Below are 17,030 nucleotides of genomic sequence, written 5' to 3' on the forward strand. Positions count from 1 at the left end.
ATAGTAATAAACAGTGATGGAAAGATCGAATGATAGAATTAACTGAAAAACGAGCTCATTTTATAAGACAATTGATTACTGATGAATTGGCTAGCGGCAAACATAAGTCTGTAGTGACTCGTTTTCCTCCAGAACCTAATGGATATTTACACGTGGGGCATGCCAAGTCTATATGCTTGAACTTCGGTTTGGCGCAAGAGTTTAGCGGTATTTGTTATTTACGGTTTGATGATACAAATCCCATCAAGGAAGAGGAGGAATACGTCAACGCTATTATTGAAGACGTACGCTGGCTGGGTTTTGAATGGTATGAAATGACTCATTCTTCGGACTATTACCATGAGCTCTATGATTTTGCAGTATTGCTAATTAAAAAAGATCTGGCTTATATAGATAGTTTGAGCATGGAGGAAATTCGCGCTTATCGAGGAACTTTGCAAGAACCTGGAAAGGAAAGCCCTTACAGAAATAGGCCAATAGAAGAAAGTTTGGATTTATTTGCTCGCATGAAAGCGGGGGAGTTTCCTGATGGTGCTCATGTATTGCGGGCAAAAATTGACATGCAATCAGGTAATTTGAATATGCGGGATCCTGTAATCTATCGTATTCGACATGCATCTCACCAACGTACAGGGGATGAATGGTGTATTTATCCTATGTATGATTATGCACATCCTATTTCTGATGCGTTGGAAAAAATTACTCATTCTTTATGTACATTGGAATTTCAAGACCACCGACCTCTATATGACTGGTGTGTCGATAATTTACCTTTACCTGCAAAACCAATACAAACTGAATTTGCGCGATTAAATTTATCACACACAGTGACTTCAAAACGCAAATTGCGAACATTAGTTGAAAAAAAGGCGGTATCTGGATGGGATGATCCGCGAATGCCCACTTTACGTGGTATGCGTAAACGCGGTTATCCTCCTGCAGCGATTCGCCAGTTTTGTGAAGTAATAGGAATATCACGTAGTGATTCCGTGATTGATATGTCGGTATTAGAAGAATGTGTCCGTTCTGAGCTAAATAAAACAGCGAAACGTGCTTTATGTGTTATGGATCCATTAAAGGTAGTCATAGAAAATTACCCTGAAGGTAAAATAGAACTATTAAAACCTGCCTATAACCCACAAGATCCAGATTCAGCCACACGAGACTTACCATTTACTCGAGAACTCTTTATCGAGCGTTCTGATTTTATGGAAGAGCCGCCTAAAAAATATTTTCGTTTATCGCCTGGTGCGGAAGTACGTTTACGCCATTCTTATGTGATTAAATGTCACGATGTAGTCCATGATGAACAAGGCAATATCATTGAGTTGCGTTGTACCTATGATGAAAAAACTTTAGGTAAAAATCCTGAAGATAGAAAAGTTAAAGGAGTCATTCATTGGGTATCTTGTGAACAAGCCTATCCTGTGACAGTGTTGGAGTATGATCGTCTATTTAATGATCCTAATCCAGGCCGTGAAGATGATTTCTTCCAGTTTTTAAACCATAATTCATTGCAAATGAAGCAAGGATATTGTGAACCGGCTCTAGCAAGTCAACAGTTAGGCGAGGTGTTTCAGTTCGAGCGGTTGGGATATTATTGTGTGAATGAATTAAAAGATGGACATGTAAACGCATTTCATCGTGTAGTTGATTTGAAGGATACTTGGGGAAAACTCGGGGCCTAGGCTAAGGGGCAGATATGTTGCATTTATATAATTCTTTAACCAGGACAAAAGAACCATTTGTTTCCATTACACCAGGAAAAATTGGTATCTATGTTTGTGGTATTACCGTATATGATCATTGCCATATAGGCCATGCTCGCTCTATGGTATCTTTTGATGTTATTGTTCGTTACTTGCGCTCACAAGGTTATGATGTGAACTACGTACGTAATATTACCGATATTGATGACAAAATTATTGCGCGGGCACATGAGCGTGCAATACCTATAGATGAGTTGACTGCCCAGTATATTGCAGCAATGAATGAGGATACAAAAGCGTTAAATATTTTACCTCCGGATGTAGAGCCGCGGGCTACAGAACATATAAGCAGTATTATTCGGTTAATTGAGCGGCTGCTCGAAAAGGGGAATGCATACCTTAGTGAGAATGGTGATGTATGTTATCAAGTCGATTCTTTTGCTGAGTATGGTAAGTTATCACATAAAGATCTGGAAGGACTGGTCGCTGGCGCTCGAGTTGAAATTGTTAAAGAAAAGCGCTCCCCATTGGATTTTGTTTTATGGAAAAAGGCAAAACTTGGCGAGCCCAGTTGGCCTTCTCCTTGGGGCGAAGGACGTCCAGGCTGGCATATTGAATGCTCTGCCATGGCAATGAGTGAGTTAGGTGAGCAATTTGATATTCACGGGGGGGGATTGGATTTACAATTTCCCCATCATGAGAATGAGATCGCTCAGAGTGAGGCGGCAACTGAAAAACCTTTTGCAAATTATTGGTTGCATGTAGGAATGCTGCAAGTTAATAATGAAAAAATGTCAAAATCACTAGGTAATTTTTTTACTATTGCCGATGTTTTAGCCAAACATCATCACGAAGTTGTGCGTTATTTTCTTTTAAGCAGTCATTATCGTAGTTCATTAAATTATTCTGAAGAAAATTTAGCTAATGCTAAAAAAGCATTGACTCGTTTATATCAAACGATAAAAGACAACCATTCTTTTACGAATAATGAATTAGATAATCATTGGATTAATGAATTTAATCAAGCAATGAATGATGATTTTAATACTCCCATTGCATTATCTGTTCTATTTCAGCTTAGTCATGAAGTAAATAAAAAGAACTCCCCCATTTTAGTGAATACATTGAAGCACTTAGCTAACATCATGGGGTTATTGCAGGAAGATCCCGCATCCTTCTTACAATCGGGTTTTGCAGAAGAAGACAGAGTAGAAATAGAGCAATTAATTGCTAAGCGACTCCAAGCACGTGCTGATCGAAACTGGGAACATGCTGATCAGATAAGAGCAGATTTGTTAAGCCGAGGAATCGAGTTGGAAGATGGTGCAAACGGGACCACTTGGCGTAAAGTAGAATAATTATTTGTTTTTCTTATTTGTTTTAGCCCGGAGTTCAAGGCAGCGAACCCCGGGGTTTTTCTGCTTGGATATTTTTATACTTCATTCCAAAGATTTACATTCTTGAGTAGACAAGTGCTTATGTTTTTTTTTGCTAATAAGTTCTCGATTTCATCTATAACTTCGTTTAATTAAATCAATTGCAGTATACCGCAAGTATTATCTGTGGTTGTAACAAGGGAACACTCAAACTTCTTTAGTTTTGCCGCTGGATTTTGTAATACTGTTTTCAATTAACTCATGATTACTTTATAATTATGCCGAATATTTTTAATAACTGTTTATATAATGTAGCGTGAGACCTCTAATTTTTTTAATATTATTTTTTTCTGCTGTTGGTCATGCAGAAATGGCTGATTTGGTCTTAGATAACTATAAAGCAAATCTTGATAGATTGCCTTTAGTGAAACAAGAGCACTTTTCAATAAGAATGTACCGAATCACAGGCGATAAAGAACATTTGAATTCTGTAATGGATTATGTGTATTTTCTAAGCCATAAATATCAATATCTTTTTTCAAGTTTGGATCAACCAGAGCTCATCCTTAAAAAATCAAATAACTTATTATTAGATGCTAACCAAGATCCCTCGCAAAAACACAAGTTACGTATCAAAAAAATATCACAATATGGTGATTTATTTTTTTATCTTTATTTATTAGAAATAACCAATAAAATTTTTTCCTATCATTTGGAGAATACTTCTCTATTTCCGCAAACCAATACTGTTATTGACGTATTAAAAACCCAAATTCCTCGGTTGGAAGAATTTATCTTAAGCGAGGAAAACATTAAGCTTTATGGTGCTCAATTAGTTAATTACGTTTATTATTTACATGATTTACACATTATTGATTTAAGAAAATCCTATACCAAACTATTTCAGCAAACTTTTCCAGACCATATGGATAGTCGACTATCAGAATTGGAGTATGAAGCAAAAATTTATGGTATGACTCATTTTATCACTGCCGCGAGTCATTATTATCAAAACTCGGTGAGTGACGAGACTTTTCTCTGGATAAGCGAATATTTTGAGCGCAATATGCAACAAATAATAGAGCGAGCTGAAAATGATGTTATTGCGGAGGTAGGGGTTTGCTTATTGTTATTAAATAAAAAAGATTCTCCAGCAATTAAAAAAATAAGAGATCATTTAGAAACTGCATACAGCACGCAGCATCAGATGATTCCTACTCGCACGAGTTCAGTAGATTTTATATTTGGTGAACATCGTAATACGCTTACCGTAATGCTTTTTAAATGGCCAGAAAAACTTATGGATGGTCCTTTCTTTACAGCAGAAACCGGGAAAATAAATATGGAGTTTGTATAGAATAAATTTTGAACCTACTCATGGGGAATGTAGGTATACCTAGGCTTCCACTTTAAGATCGTTGTTCTAAAATACCTTTATCTAATAGCGGACTCCCATCTTTTTTTCTTTGGCCTGGATTCTTTTTACTTCGGAATGGAAGAATAATGATTAAAAAAAACAGCATCGAGAGAGCCATCCAGCCCATAAGATAAAAGCAATCATCAAGTGCCAAAGCAATGGCTTGACGCGTCAGATATTCATTTAATTGAGCAAGTGCATGTTTCCCTTGAATATGCTGCAATTTCGCTCCCTCCAAAAATTGTTGGGTTTCATGAGAAAATGCAGTCAAACTACTTCCCAGGCGAAGATGAAAAAATACTTCTCGCCTATGCCATAAAATAAGAAATAAAGCCACTCCTAAACCACTGCCAAGCAAGCGCGAAACATGAAAAAAACAAATACATTCAGCAACCTTTGTTTCAGGAAAGGTTTGCACTGATAATTGAAAGAGGGGGGATAAAAACAATGCAAGACCTACACCGGCTAGTCCTCGTGAAAATGCAATTCGGTCAAAATTGATATCTACATTAAAGGAGCTGGTATAAAAACAGGAAATGGCAAAAAAAAGTAAGGCAATGAATAATGGATAAAATGGCTCATATTGCCTCTTGTTGATGAATACTGGAATCCATCCACAAAATGCCATGGTTCCTATAATGAGGGCAATCCAATCAGGGGTGTAATTAACATAGAGTTTTAGCCATAAAGCCAATAAGATTACCATGCCAAAATAGAGTGCAAAAAATAACGCGATGTAAATCATTGCAAGGGAAAAATAAAAATTTTTAAGTAATTTCAAATCAATAACTGGATACTGTGTAGCCCAACTGCGCAAAATAAAAAAAATAAGACTAATCACACCAGTAGTAAGCAAAAAAGTAATTAAGGAAGAACGAAACCAATCTAATTCCTGACCAGTAGTTAAAGCAGTTCCAATAAAAATCATGCTAATGCAATAGTAAAAATAACCAAGTTTATCGAAATATGCTTTGTTTACGGGCTCATGATATTTTCTGTACCCATAGCCAACATACACAATTAAAAAGATGCATAAAGGTATGTTAGAGAAAAAAAGGAATCGCCAATGGTAGCTGTAAGCAATCCAAGCACCATATGAAGCACCGATTACGGGAATAATTGAAAGACAAATCAACACTAAAGAAACAATATATACTTTATCTTTATTAGGAGAGAGCAAGGGAATAAGCGTACATGTAATAAGAAGAAACATTGGTCCTGAAGCAACACCTTCTAAAAACCTGAATAAGATAAACGTAAAGAAATCTCCAGCTGTAGCACATCCCCATGAACATAATGCGGTAAGGCTGAGGCAGACCACAAAAAGCTGAATAGGGCTTAATCGTGTTACTGAGGGTTTCCCTAACGGTACTCCTAAAAGGTTTCCAATACAAAAAAAACTGACCGTATATGAAGTCATATAGGGACTGCCACCCAGATCACTTACAATATACAGACCTGCCATAATAGGTAAGGTAAGATTGAAGATTACTGCAGCAAGTGATAAGAGTAAAATATAGAGAATCATTGTTTACTCATCTCATTTTGGGCGATTTTATTTAAAGTAAGGGGTGAGTTGGCATATTTCTGCAGATTAGGATCCAAATTACGCTTAATAATATCTGCTATAAGCTCCTCATCACCTATTTCTTCCTTTTGGAAAATATCGGTAACATAATGCGGTGAGTCAGAAGTTGTGGTGGGTACTAAGGGGCCGTTTTGATCGGACAGATCTGTAGTTACTTCTAAAGAAAGACCAATTCGCAGAGGATGCTTTTTTAATTCATCCTGTACTAGAGCAATCCGAACAGGCAATCTTTGAACGATTTTAATCCAGTTTCCTGAGAGATTTTCAGGCGGTAACAATGAAAAAACATTGCCTGCGCCTCCTGGTAACCCCACAATTTTGCCATGAAACACAACATCAGAACCATAAAGATCAGAAGTAAACTTAACACTTTGGCCAAGGCGCATTTTTTTTAGTTGGGTTTCTTTATAATTAGCATTTACCCATATTTGATCCAAAGGAATAATGGACATAAGTGGTTCTTTAGGAGAAAGCCACATGCCTACTTGAATTGTTCTTTGTGCTATCAGTCCGTCTACAGGTGCATAAATTTTACATCGATATAATTGTACCCATGCATCGCGTACTTCTTGCGCAGCTGCTTGTACCCAAGGATGTTCGGTAATGGACGTTCCTTGTACAAAAGCGAGCATTTTTTGATAATTGTTTTTAGTACTATTTAATGAAGCAATTGATGCTTTTAGATCATCTTGGGCATTTTGATAATCTTCTAAAGAAACTCCTTTCGCACTAATGACATCATAACGATGTTTCAGGTTTTGTTGTGCTTTTAAAAGTTGCGCTTTCTTCATTTCAATGTCTGCAGCCAGTATAAACACATCATGAAATGCCTGGCATACATCACGCACCGTACTGGCAAGTTTCTTTTTGGCTTTTTCCAGCGCAATAAGTGAATCTGTTTCATTTAATGTAACAAGGAGTTGTCCTTTTTTTACCAGAAAACTATCATCAGTATAGATACCTGTAACGAATCCTGGGCGCAAAGATTTGATGTAGACCTGATTCCCTTGTACATAGGCATCATTGGTATAAACTTGGTGGCTCCATACAAAAAGCCAATACAAAAAAAGGAAAATAAATAAAACAATAAGAACGACTGCGAAATAAAAAGAGGCGGATCTTTTTTTCATGAGTTTTTCACCAAGGGTATCGTATTTTGATGGTAACCTCCTCCTAACACTTTGGTTAATTTTATAGAGGCTAAATATTGGTTATAAAGTAGAATAACATCTACAAGTTCTTTTTGAATGACTTCTTCCTGTAAAAAATAAAGATCAAATAAACTGTCTAGGCCTTTTTGTTGACGCAAGTAACTTAATTGATAACGCTGTTTTGTATACTCCACCACTTTTTTTTGTTCTATCTTTTGCTGGTAGATATCCTCAGCAAAAGCTAACACATCAAGAACTTCTTGAGTACTGTATAAGAGCAAATTATTGTAAGCGTCAATTGCTGCATCAAATTGTGCCTTAGTTGCTTTAATATTAGCCCGTATTGCTCCTGCAGTGAAAATAGGTAATTGCAAGGCAGGTCTAATTGCCGCGGTACCACTTGATAAATCAAAAAGTTTTCTCCAACTTGTGCTTTCCAGACCAATCAGACCAACGAGGTTGAAATCAGGATAATATTCCGCCATTGCTGCTCCTGTTTTATAAGCTAAAGCTTTGGCACGCCAAATTTGTGCCATAAGATCAGGTCTGCGGGCTAAGAAATCCAATGGCAGTATTTGAGGAATATTCAGAGTTTTGGGTAGTGAGGGAAGTGTGGAATTAATCAATAAGGGATCATCTGCCCCACGTCCTGCTAAAGTATTAATCAAGTGTTTATTGACAGATAATTCATTTGTAATGCTTGATAGTAGTTTTTGGGATTCAAGTAATTTTTCTGAAGTTTCCAATGCGGGTAATTTAGAAGAAAGTCCCTTTTGTACCAATAATTTTTGTAATTTTGTAATTTTTTGTCGTACTTCAATTAACTGCTCATATAATTTTTTTCTTACAAGATTCGTTTTATAAGCAAAATAAGCTTGGGCAATTGCGGTGCTTGTAATCAACTCTACTTCTGCAGCTTCTGCTTCTTGAACTTTTGCTTCTCCTAAAGCGGCATAAAAAAGATTACGGTTTTTTCCCCAAAAATCAAATTCATAAGTAAAAGAAAGAGACAGATCCAAGAGTCTGGCATTTAAAGGAAAATTAGGGTTGAATGCGCGATATAAGCCGTTTTTGCTTACATATTGTCGATTTTCATGAGCATTAAAAAAAACTAAAGGGGCTAGTAGCGAGCGTGTGACAATAGCTCGCTGTTTAGCAACTTCAATGCGGCTTTTGATTTCATGAATTGAAGGATTATTAGCTAAAGCCTCTGTAACTAAAGTGTTGAGTTCAGGAGTGTTATAAGATAACCACCATTGCTTGTTTGGCCACTTGCCTTTAGAAAAAATCTCTTTCTTTTGTAAACTTTTTTTAATCGAATGCTCCATGTGTGGAACAGTTTTTATATTTTTAATCTGGCTTTGCTGAGGAAGAGAAACAGTACAGGATATTAATGTATAGAAACTAAAACAAATAAATCCTCTGATCCAAAACCGCATAACACTTCCTTTTTATTTGGCAACACACCCATCATTAAAATAGTTTCAATTCCACCATCAAAACTATCTTAATATAGTAACCATTAACATTTGATTTTCAAAGGTATTTTCTCTTGATGACTAGATAGCTACAAATTATTAAGGAATTCTCAAGTTTTGAGTTTTCTTTTGAGCAATGAGGGGGTGAAATATTACTCTAAGGAAACTCAAGCAAGTCTTTATAAGGCCTGCATTGATATATTACGGATGTTAATGCATCGAGACAAAAGCTTATAATTGGATTAGCATTTGCTACCGAGAGTTTAGATAAACATACGGCAGTCTTAAAGACGTTACTTACATTATTAAACCAAATATCTAAGGATTCTTCATTGTCTATCTTAGTTACTGGTATTATAAGAGCTTCCTTAAAATGGACAATAATGTTGTGTATTTACTTCAAGAGGCAGTGACTTGCAATCTGGCTTTCCGTTATCTTATGATGGTATCGCATTTTAAAGTGAGTTAACTTTTTGACTGTAGACCACATCACGCTTTCTAATGACTTAAATAAATCAGGAGTTATATAACATGGACAAAAAGGATTTTGCTGTAATTATTATCACAAGTAGTCTCATAGCAACCCCACTATTTGCTTCCAATTTTTTTCATCATTTAGCAGTAGATCCAACAAAAAAGATAAGTACAGCATTAAAAGAAAAGGCACAATCTAAATCAAAAAATGGAGTTAAACATTTTGTTGATTTTTCAGGAACATGGGTAGGAAATTGTACTGGTTATGAAGGAACAGATACTGTTGCTATAGAAAACTCAGATTCAGAATTTATAATTAATGATAAAATATATCATATTGGCTCATTAGAAACTGAATCCAGATCAAATAAAGAGGCTACATTTTTTTTCCACAACTTATTGGAATGGAATGCTGATTATTCTAACCTGATATTTAGTTTTTCCTCTACCGGACATTTCCATGGGCAAGATTTGAGTATGAAGAATTTTGGTTATGGGACTATGACAATTTCATTAAAAAATGATCAGTTAATTTTGGAAGGAAGTTCACAAAATTCAAATGCTGAGAATGACACCATTTTCTGTTCTTATAATAGACAATAAATCCTTTTTTTATCAAACATAACCTTAATGGAGCGAAAAGATATATCGTTGTATTAAGGTTTCCGCAGAATAGTTTCAGTTAACTTTGCGTTGTTACGCGAAGAATTTCAGCAAGTGATGTATCGCCGGCGAGCACCCTCTTAAATCCATCATCTCGAATACTGGGAGTAGTGGGGCGTAAATAACTTTCCATTGTTTGCAAATTTTCATGGCGATGAATCATTCCTCTTAGTTCTTCATCTACAGTAATCAGCTCATAAATGCCAGTTCGTCCTTTATAGCCTAGGTGATTACAGAAATCGCAACCTTTAGACTCAAAAACTTTAGATATATCTGCATCTTCTGTGAGTCCCATAAGTTCTTTTTCGTCGTCTCTTAATTGATGAGGTGTTTTGCATTGAGGACATAATTTTCTCACCAGGCGTTGTGCGATAAGTCCAACGATACTAGAAGATAAGAGAAAAGATTCAACGCCCATATCGCGTAAACGAGTGAGGGCGCCTAGTGCGCTGTTTGTGTGTAGGGTTGACAATACAAGGTGTCCTGTAAGACTGGCTTGAACTGCAATTTCAGCAGTTTCCAAATCACGAATTTCTCCTATCATGACCACGTCGGGATCTTGTCTGAGTATTGCCCTTAAGCCCTTGGCAAAGGTCATTTGTACTTTAGTATTAACCTGTGTTTGTCCAACTCCTTCAAGATCATATTCTATGGGATCTTCGATCGTTAGAATATTGCGCGTGACTTGATTTAATTCAGTTAACATGGCGTATAAAGAGGTAGTCTTCCCAGAACCTGTTGGTCCAGTGACCAAAATAATGCCATGCGGTTCTGCGATCATTTTTCGCATGGCTTTTACAGTAGGTTGAGGCATCCCCAATAGGTTTAAATCCAATTGTGCAGCTTGTTTGTCCAAAATCCTCAAAACGACACGTTCGCCATGGTTTGATGGGAGGGTTGAAACCCGAACGTCAATATTATGCCCACCAATACGTAGTGAAATACGACCGTCTTGCGGAATGCGCTTTTCTGCAATATCCAGCTTGGCCATAACTTTGACTCTAGAAATAACTAAGGGGGCTATAGCACGTTGAATTTCTAAAACCTCATGTAAAACACCGTCAATACGATTACGTACTAATACTCTATCTTCATAAGTTTCAATATGAATATCAGATGCTTTTTGTTTTATTGCTTGGGTAAATAATGCATTCAATAAGCGGATTATCGGCGCATCATCTTGATTTTCTAATAAGTCTTCACTTACTGGTAATTGACTTGCCAGCAATGAGAGATCCATATCCTCTTCCATGCCTCCAGCAGCTTCTAATATTGATGATTTAGATTGATACACGTGTGCTAAATGTTGTTGAAACGCTGATTCATCAACTTGTTTCAGAGTAAAGTCGCATTGTAATAAACGTTTTATTTCCGCAAGAGCTTGTAATGGGGTATTAGGTAAATGATAAACAAGAGCATGGTTATCGCTCATTTCATTCGCAACAACAATCCCATGGTTTTTTGCAAAACTGTATGGGATTTTCAGTGATTTCTCTTCATTTTCCATAGCTTACTTCGTTACTAGCAAAGGTGGGCGATGAAACGGTTTGGGCAATTCAGCGCGTTTCAAAGCAGGCAATACGGTTGAGTTATTGCTTTGTACAAATGCATCTTGTGATCTTAGCCAATCCAGTTGGTACTGACGAACATGGTTGTACTTTTCACTTGTCATATGCATATTATCGCGTTCATTACGTAAAATAAGGGGTTTAATAAAGACCATAAGCACCCTTTTTTCACGAGAATTTATTTTCCGTTTGAATATACGACCCATACCAGGTATATCTCCTAAAATGGGTAAACGATTATTGTCATTATTTAGACTGTCTTGTGTTAAACCGCCTAAAACAACTGCATCACCGCTCTCAACATGAACTGAGGTGACGATACTGCTAATTCGAAATGTTGGAGTAGTCACGTTTGGAGCAACAACGGGTGGATCCAGGGTGTCATTACCTTGGTCAATTTGCATTTGAATTCCATTCCCGCGCGTGATTTGTGGGCGGACATAGAGATGCAATGCGACGTTTACTCGATCGAAAGTGGTAAATGGAACACCACCATTTGTTGTCCCTCCTGCATTAGCAGGTTGAGTTGTTGATGCAATCGAAACCTGTTTACCTACCAATATTTTGGCTTGGCGATTATCAAGAACTACAACGGAAGGCGTTGATAAAATATTCGCTTTGTTCTCTCTAGCCAAAGCATATATTTGTGCTTGTAAGTCATCAAGTCGGGTTCCACTATTAATTATAGCAAATCCTGGTCTAAAATCTTGTGGTCTCCCCGTTAGTTGATTACTTCCCCATTCAATACCCAAATCATTAATATCTGATTGGTTTATTTCTGCGACCATTGCCTCTATAAGTAATTGTGCTGGTTTAATATCCAGTTGAACAATTACTCTTTTCAAAATACGTATCACCGACGCGGGTGCATTAAGAATAATAGAGTTTGTGTTAGGCTCAGCAATAATTTGCACTGAAGGTTTGGTTGTGCCCTCATTTTGCGTTGTTGCCGTTGTAGTATTTGCAGTAGCTCCTGATGCAGTAAGGGGGGACGGGCCGCTACCTGATCCTGATGAATAAAGAGAAGAAGAGGTGGGACTGGAGCTTTGTATATTTGAGTTACTGGTAAGATTGGAGGCAGGGTTTGTACTGTCCAAGATAGGACGAGTAATCGTACCAATGGTTGTTCCAACATTACCACTGAAATTTGCCTGCGCAATACCTGCAAGAATGGGGACCAAGTCTTCTGCTCTGAGGTAATTGAGATAAACAACTTGCGTATTACTGTTTTGACCTTCTGAGCTTTCTTTATCTAACTTTAATATTAACATCCTAAGACGTATTCTGTCTGTTTTGGTTCCACTGATCAATAGAGAGTTGGAGCGATCATCGGCAGCTACAGTTAACTGTGTTCGTGATCCTCCCATGCTGGGTTGAATTTTAACAAGATCTTTTAAAGTAGCAGCGATATCCATAGCTAATGAATGTCTTAAAGGGACCATATCGATACCATTTGCAGAAGAGGAATCTACTTGTTTGATGATTTCTGCAAGACTACGAATGTTGTTGGCTCTACCTGACAAAATAAGCATGTTTGAGGGAGCATACGCAGAGATACTGCTCCATTGGGGCATTAGTGGTCGTAAAACAGGTACTAATTGCTCAGATGGAACATAATGAACGGGCACGACGGCCACCATCATGTCATCGCCTTTAGGGGGCTGTTTCATTTCGCCTGAAGGATCAGGTGATTGTGTTTTTGCATCAATATTAGGGATAATTTTAATGATCGCACCACTAGGTATCGCGGCAAAACCAGAGACTTGTAACACTGAAAGAAACACTTCATAGAGTTCGTCATTGTTCATTGGTGTTGCCGATACAATGGATATTTTTCCTTGTACTCTAGGATCAATGACGAAGTTTTTTCCTGTTACTCGAGACACTTCAGCGATGACCGCTCTGATATCCGCATTTCTTAGGTTCCATAACTTACTGCTTGGTGGCGGAGGTATTTCTGTTGGCTCACTTGAACTGTCGGATGGGTTTGATTGGGCTAAAGGAGGAGATTGATTTTCAATGTGTTTGTTCTTTTTAGAATCGATGATTTTTTGAGTTAATTTATTCTGCAAGGCACGTGCTGTGAGATAATCACTAATTGGTCCAATTTGTATGAGATAAAGTTTCTTATCCGATAGATTCTTAATTTCCACCGGTTCACTAACGAGCGCGGATAATTCTTGTTGGCGTTGTTTTGCATCTTTTTCTAAATTAAATGCGCCTGCTTGCAAATAAAAAGTAGTATTCCCATTTTTAGTAGTTGTGGAAATATTAATTTCGTTTGCATGAATTAATGCAGAACAAATAAATGTTAAAATAAAAATTACTATCGAGCGCATTGAAAAATCGCAAAATCCTAATTAAATAACATAATAACTAAATTTATAAACTTACAATAGTTTTTTTGACGTGTTACTGAAGGTATTTTGAAGCCTTTTTAAAATTCTGCTTCAAGATTATCTTAACTGCTAAGAATCTATCTTTATATTCACTTGTTTTTATTTTGAAGCATGAATTCTAAATTCATCGGGTAAGAATATCCTTCGTAGGTCAAAAACAATTTTCTTCCTTTTTAATCCCGGACAACATATCGTTAATCCGGGTTGCTTTTTACTAAGGTTTGTAATGTGTATGTTCATCGTGCGCGTCATGACTGTGGGAGTGCTGATGGGCATATGGCTGAGGAGTATGATGTTGCTGAGGTATGTAATAGGGATGTTGATGTGAATGATGATAATAGAAAGAGTTAGGATTAGCACCTAGAGCTGGGGTTGTAACAACCACTGAAGTGTGAGTGTGTGGCTGGGTGGTTGATGGGTGAGTGTGCTCGTGGTTTTTTGGCTGATGTTCGTGTTTTCTTCTCATATTATTTCATCCTCATTTAATAAAGAATTGAATTGCATCCATTTGTTTATTCAGATGATAATGTGCAAAGTTGTACATTTTAAATATCATCTTAACGCATTATATGCAGATGGTTTGGTAAATGTATATGTTTTTCTGAGCATTTAAAAATTTAAGTTGAATCAATATATTGGACGATCTTAGAGAGGTGCCTTCTACTGGTTTTTTCTGATAAGTGTAGAAGGCTCTTGAGATTTCTTTATATGGGTTTAAGGGCAATAAATTGTGTCTCTGACTTCTTCAAGATCCGCATTACTGGGATCGTTTAAATCATAATTTCCGTGAAGCTCTTCACCTGTTGCGCTTACGTAAGTTTTTTCAGCATTTCTTCCTGCTACTGCATTTTGTCTACGCAACGCAAGAGCAGGGGGAACCTCATCGGGATTAGGCAATTGCATGAGCGGATTATCTGATAAATCAGCCACAGCCGTTCTTCCTCCGGTAACAAATAAGGTTTTCGTTTTTGTATCGAAAAATTTTGTCATAATAATCTCCAGCTGAATGGGTTATGGTGATTACATACTGTAACTCAGTTGAACTTATATATCAGTTTAAGTAAAGCAATTTTTCTGCACAAACGCAATTATTCAGTGAATTAACCTAAGATTGAATGGTTGTATTATCCAAACCTCCAACGCGCATGATACGGTATTTTAATTGTACAATACTACTGCCGATACTCTTTGTCTCCAAAAGTTCAAGCCCGATGTCATGCTTCAGTGGACCAAATAAAGAACGACCCGAACCGAGTAATATAGGGATTAAGGTAATTGTTAATTCATCAATGAGATTTTCTACAATGAATTTTTGAATGGTAATTCCCCCATCAATGTAAAGATGTTTCATCCCTTTTTTTGCCAGGCGCTGCACGAGGGCATAAGGTGTTTCAAAAGATGAAGAAACACATTTTTGTATGTGTTTGGGGATATTCATGGGTCTGCTGCTCATGACCACCACTGGCAGATCACCATATGGCCATTCATCAAATGTGAGCACCTGTTCAAATGAATTTCTCCCCATAATTAATCCGTCCACGCTGGAAATAAAGGATTGGTAACCACCATCTTCACCTTCAGGAACAAGCGAGTTGACTTTCATGAGCCAATCAATAGAGCCATCATCCCGGGAATAAATCCATCCATGCTTGTGGCAATAAATACGGAACATTTAATGGACATATGAAATATCCTTGTGATAAATTTTTACAAACTGTAACGTTAAAGAATAATTCCAAGGTGTTTTAACTTACAAGGAAGAATACTACAAAAACAATACTTAACACGAAGAGTAAAAAATTAATTTTTTGTCTTGTTAACAGCTTTAATAAGGTATAGAGAATAATACCCCCGCCAATTCCATCCGCAATAGACGCAGTAAAAGGAATCATCATGATAGTAACCATGCAAGGAGCTGTTTCGCTTACATCCTGTAATTTCATGTCAGTGAGGTGTTTCATCATACAACACGCCACATACAAAAGGGCGGGGCCTACTGCATAGTTAGGAATCATTCGTGCTAAAGGTGAAAAAAATAACATAAGAAGAAAACCGATTGCGATGACTATAGCTGTGATTCCACCGCGTCCACCTGCTTCAATTCCTGCTGCAGACTCGATGTAAGGAGAGGTACTTGCAGAGCCTAATAATCCTGCTACAGCAGAAGCAGCTGCATCAACGGTTAGACAATTGCTAAGACGTTTGGAATAATTTTTTTGTTGTTTAAATACAGAAGGATTTAATAAGCCGATCAAGGTTCCCGTAGCATCAAACACAGCAATTAAAAAAAAGGTAAACGTGGCTTTTAAGGCGGGAACTGTATTTAGGCCAGAAAAATCGAGCTTTAAAAAAGTAGCTTCCATGGAAGGAGGCATGGAAATTAATCCCTGCCAGGTAGATAAACCCATCAATAGGCTCAAGAGCGAAATACTGAGTATTCCGAGGATAATCGCCCCAGGAATTTGAAAATAATCTAAAATCAGTATAAGTAAGAATCCTAAGAAAAATAAGCCGCTTTCTGGACGATTAATTTCGCCAAGACGCATTAAATTATGCTGATCTTCAATAATAATTTGATTATTTTGTAAGGTAATTAATGCAATTAATAAACTGATTCCTATTAAGATAGCAATTTGTAAATTATGAGGAATTGCTTCGATTAATAGACGTCGCAGGCGTGTAAGTGACATTAAAAAGAACAAGACACCTGAAAGAAAAACAATGGCTAATGCTTGTTCCCAAGCGATTCCCATGCCTTGCACTACCGTGTAAGAAAAGAAGATATTTAATGCCATACCCGGTGCAATGCCAATGGGGGTATTAGCAAATACCCCTGCAAAAAAACAGGCAAAGGCAGTAATAAGACATGTGGCGGTAAATACTGCTCCCTGGTCCATCCCGGCCTCATGGAGTATGCTCGGGTTAATGAAAGCGATATACACCATGGTTAGAAAAGTGGAGATACCCGCAAGGATTTCAGTTTTCAGAGTGGTGTCTTTAAGAAAATAGGATTTTAACCGTTCCATAGTATTCTATTCTCCTATTTGAAAAAGAAATTTAAAGACACTGGCTAATCTATATACAGTGCGCGAATGTAATTGTTTTATTAAACATAACAAAAATTCAATTTTAAAGTATCTAGGTTTTTTTGTAATTAATAATATGAGAAAAAAATAGTGCGCACTCACTTTAGTTGGGGAAGTCTTA

General features: G+C 37.1%; 13 protein-coding genes. 4 read left to right on the plus strand and 9 right to left on the minus strand.

Translation table 11 applies throughout. The features are described 5' to 3' along the window. Positions 1–29 precede the first annotated feature (29 nt). The 3 genes from LXO92_RS09530 (at position 30) to LXO92_RS09540 (ending at position 4,442) form a co-directional block, all read left to right on the plus strand. Positions 30–1,688 carry a glutamine--tRNA ligase/YqeY domain fusion protein gene (locus LXO92_RS09530; RefSeq protein ID WP_182352447.1) on the plus strand — a complete coding sequence of 553 codons (1,659 nt, stop codon included), beginning with the start codon at positions 30–32 and terminating at the stop codon, positions 1,686–1,688. A gap of 14 nt (positions 1,689–1,702) precedes the next feature. Next, the gene (cysS, locus tag LXO92_RS09535) at positions 1,703–3,067 is read left to right on the plus strand and encodes a cysteine--tRNA ligase (RefSeq protein ID WP_182352448.1); all 1,365 of its coding nucleotides are present in this window, start codon (positions 1,703–1,705) and stop codon (positions 3,065–3,067) included. Between the two features lie 334 nt (positions 3,068–3,401). Next, complete coding sequence (locus LXO92_RS09540) at positions 3,402–4,442, plus strand: DUF3541 domain-containing protein (protein WP_182352449.1); 1,041 nt, start codon at positions 3,402–3,404, stop codon at positions 4,440–4,442. 52 nt (positions 4,443–4,494) lie between these two features. On the opposite strand, the gene LXO92_RS09545 is transcribed toward LXO92_RS09540, so the two are convergent. From LXO92_RS09545 to LXO92_RS09555, 3 genes are read right to left on the minus strand one after another with little or no spacing between them, the layout of a single operon-like run. Further along, complete coding sequence (locus LXO92_RS09545; RefSeq protein ID WP_182352450.1) at positions 4,495–6,030, minus strand: MFS transporter; 1,536 nt, start codon at positions 6,028–6,030, stop codon at positions 4,495–4,497. Beyond that, positions 6,027–7,220, minus strand: coding sequence for an HlyD/EmrA/EmrK family protein (locus LXO92_RS09550; protein ID WP_182352451.1), 1,194 nt, complete (start codon positions 7,218–7,220; stop codon positions 6,027–6,029). Before LXO92_RS09550 ends, LXO92_RS09545 begins: the two co-directional genes overlap by 4 nt. Beyond that, positions 7,217–8,680: an efflux transporter outer membrane subunit gene (locus LXO92_RS09555; RefSeq protein WP_182352452.1), complete on the minus strand. Its 1,464-nt coding sequence runs from the start codon at positions 8,678–8,680 to the stop codon at positions 7,217–7,219. Before LXO92_RS09555 ends, LXO92_RS09550 begins: the two co-directional genes overlap by 4 nt. Before the next feature lie 570 nt (positions 8,681–9,250). On the opposite strand from LXO92_RS09555, the gene LXO92_RS09560 reads away from it, so the two are divergent. Then, positions 9,251–9,796, plus strand: coding sequence for a hypothetical protein (locus LXO92_RS09560; protein WP_182352453.1), 546 nt, complete (start codon positions 9,251–9,253; stop codon positions 9,794–9,796). Between the two features lie 79 nt (positions 9,797–9,875). Here the strand turns inward: LXO92_RS09560 and lspE are convergent, their stop codons facing one another. The 6 genes from lspE to LXO92_RS09590 form a co-directional block, all read right to left on the minus strand. Continuing rightward, positions 9,876–11,363, minus strand: a complete 1,488-nt coding sequence (gene lspE / locus LXO92_RS09565; RefSeq protein WP_182352454.1) for a GspE family T2SS ATPase variant LspE — start codon at positions 11,361–11,363, stop codon at positions 9,876–9,878. A 3-nt stretch (positions 11,364–11,366) separates the two neighbouring features. Beyond that, the gene (lspD, locus tag LXO92_RS09570; RefSeq protein WP_182352455.1) at positions 11,367–13,763 is read right to left on the minus strand and encodes a GspD family T2SS secretin variant LspD; all 2,397 of its coding nucleotides are present in this window, start codon (positions 13,761–13,763) and stop codon (positions 11,367–11,369) included. Between the two features lie 274 nt (positions 13,764–14,037). After that, positions 14,038–14,289, minus strand: a complete 252-nt coding sequence (locus tag LXO92_RS09575; RefSeq protein ID WP_182352456.1) for a hypothetical protein — start codon at positions 14,287–14,289, stop codon at positions 14,038–14,040. A gap of 248 nt (positions 14,290–14,537) precedes the next feature. Continuing rightward, positions 14,538–14,813 carry a hypothetical protein gene (locus LXO92_RS09580; protein WP_182352457.1) on the minus strand — a complete coding sequence of 92 codons (276 nt, stop codon included), beginning with the start codon at positions 14,811–14,813 and terminating at the stop codon, positions 14,538–14,540. Between the two features lie 115 nt (positions 14,814–14,928). Further along, positions 14,929–15,426, minus strand: a complete 498-nt coding sequence (locus LXO92_RS09585; RefSeq protein ID WP_232890861.1) for a dihydrofolate reductase family protein — start codon at positions 15,424–15,426, stop codon at positions 14,929–14,931. Positions 15,427–15,568: 142 nt separating this feature from the next. After that, entirely contained in the window at positions 15,569–16,849 is a 1,281-nt protein-coding gene (locus LXO92_RS09590; protein WP_182352459.1) for an NCS2 family permease, read from the minus strand. Positions 16,850–17,030 lie beyond the last annotated feature (181 nt).

This window comes from Legionella resiliens (genome assembly GCF_021344005.1).
GTDB lineage: Bacteria > Pseudomonadota > Gammaproteobacteria > Legionellales > Legionellaceae > Legionella > Legionella resiliens.

Coding starts and splice junctions, on each gene's coding strand:
- lspD (WP_182352455.1), bottom strand. CDS start 13,763: ATGCGCTCGATAGTAATTTTTATTTTAACATTTATTTGTTCTGCATTA.
- lspE (WP_182352454.1), bottom strand. CDS start 11,363: ATGGAAAATGAAGAGAAATCACTGAAAATCCCATACAGTTTTGCAAAA.
- LXO92_RS09580 (WP_182352457.1), bottom strand. CDS start 14,813: ATGACAAAATTTTTCGATACAAAAACGAAAACCTTATTTGTTACCGGA.
- cysS (WP_182352448.1), top strand. CDS start 1,703: ATGTTGCATTTATATAATTCTTTAACCAGGACAAAAGAACCATTTGTT.
- LXO92_RS09530 (WP_182352447.1), top strand. CDS start 30: ATGATAGAATTAACTGAAAAACGAGCTCATTTTATAAGACAATTGATT.
- LXO92_RS09575 (WP_182352456.1), bottom strand. CDS start 14,289: ATGAGAAGAAAACACGAACATCAGCCAAAAAACCACGAGCACACTCAC.
- LXO92_RS09545 (WP_182352450.1), bottom strand. CDS start 6,030: ATGATTCTCTATATTTTACTCTTATCACTTGCTGCAGTAATCTTCAAT.
- LXO92_RS09590 (WP_182352459.1), bottom strand. CDS start 16,849: ATGGAACGGTTAAAATCCTATTTTCTTAAAGACACCACTCTGAAAACT.
- LXO92_RS09585 (WP_232890861.1), bottom strand. CDS start 15,426: ATGAAAGTCAACTCGCTTGTTCCTGAAGGTGAAGATGGTGGTTACCAA.
- LXO92_RS09560 (WP_182352453.1), top strand. CDS start 9,251: ATGGACAAAAAGGATTTTGCTGTAATTATTATCACAAGTAGTCTCATA.
- LXO92_RS09550 (WP_182352451.1), bottom strand. CDS start 7,220: ATGAAAAAAAGATCCGCCTCTTTTTATTTCGCAGTCGTTCTTATTGTT.
- LXO92_RS09555 (WP_182352452.1), bottom strand. CDS start 8,680: ATGCGGTTTTGGATCAGAGGATTTATTTGTTTTAGTTTCTATACATTA.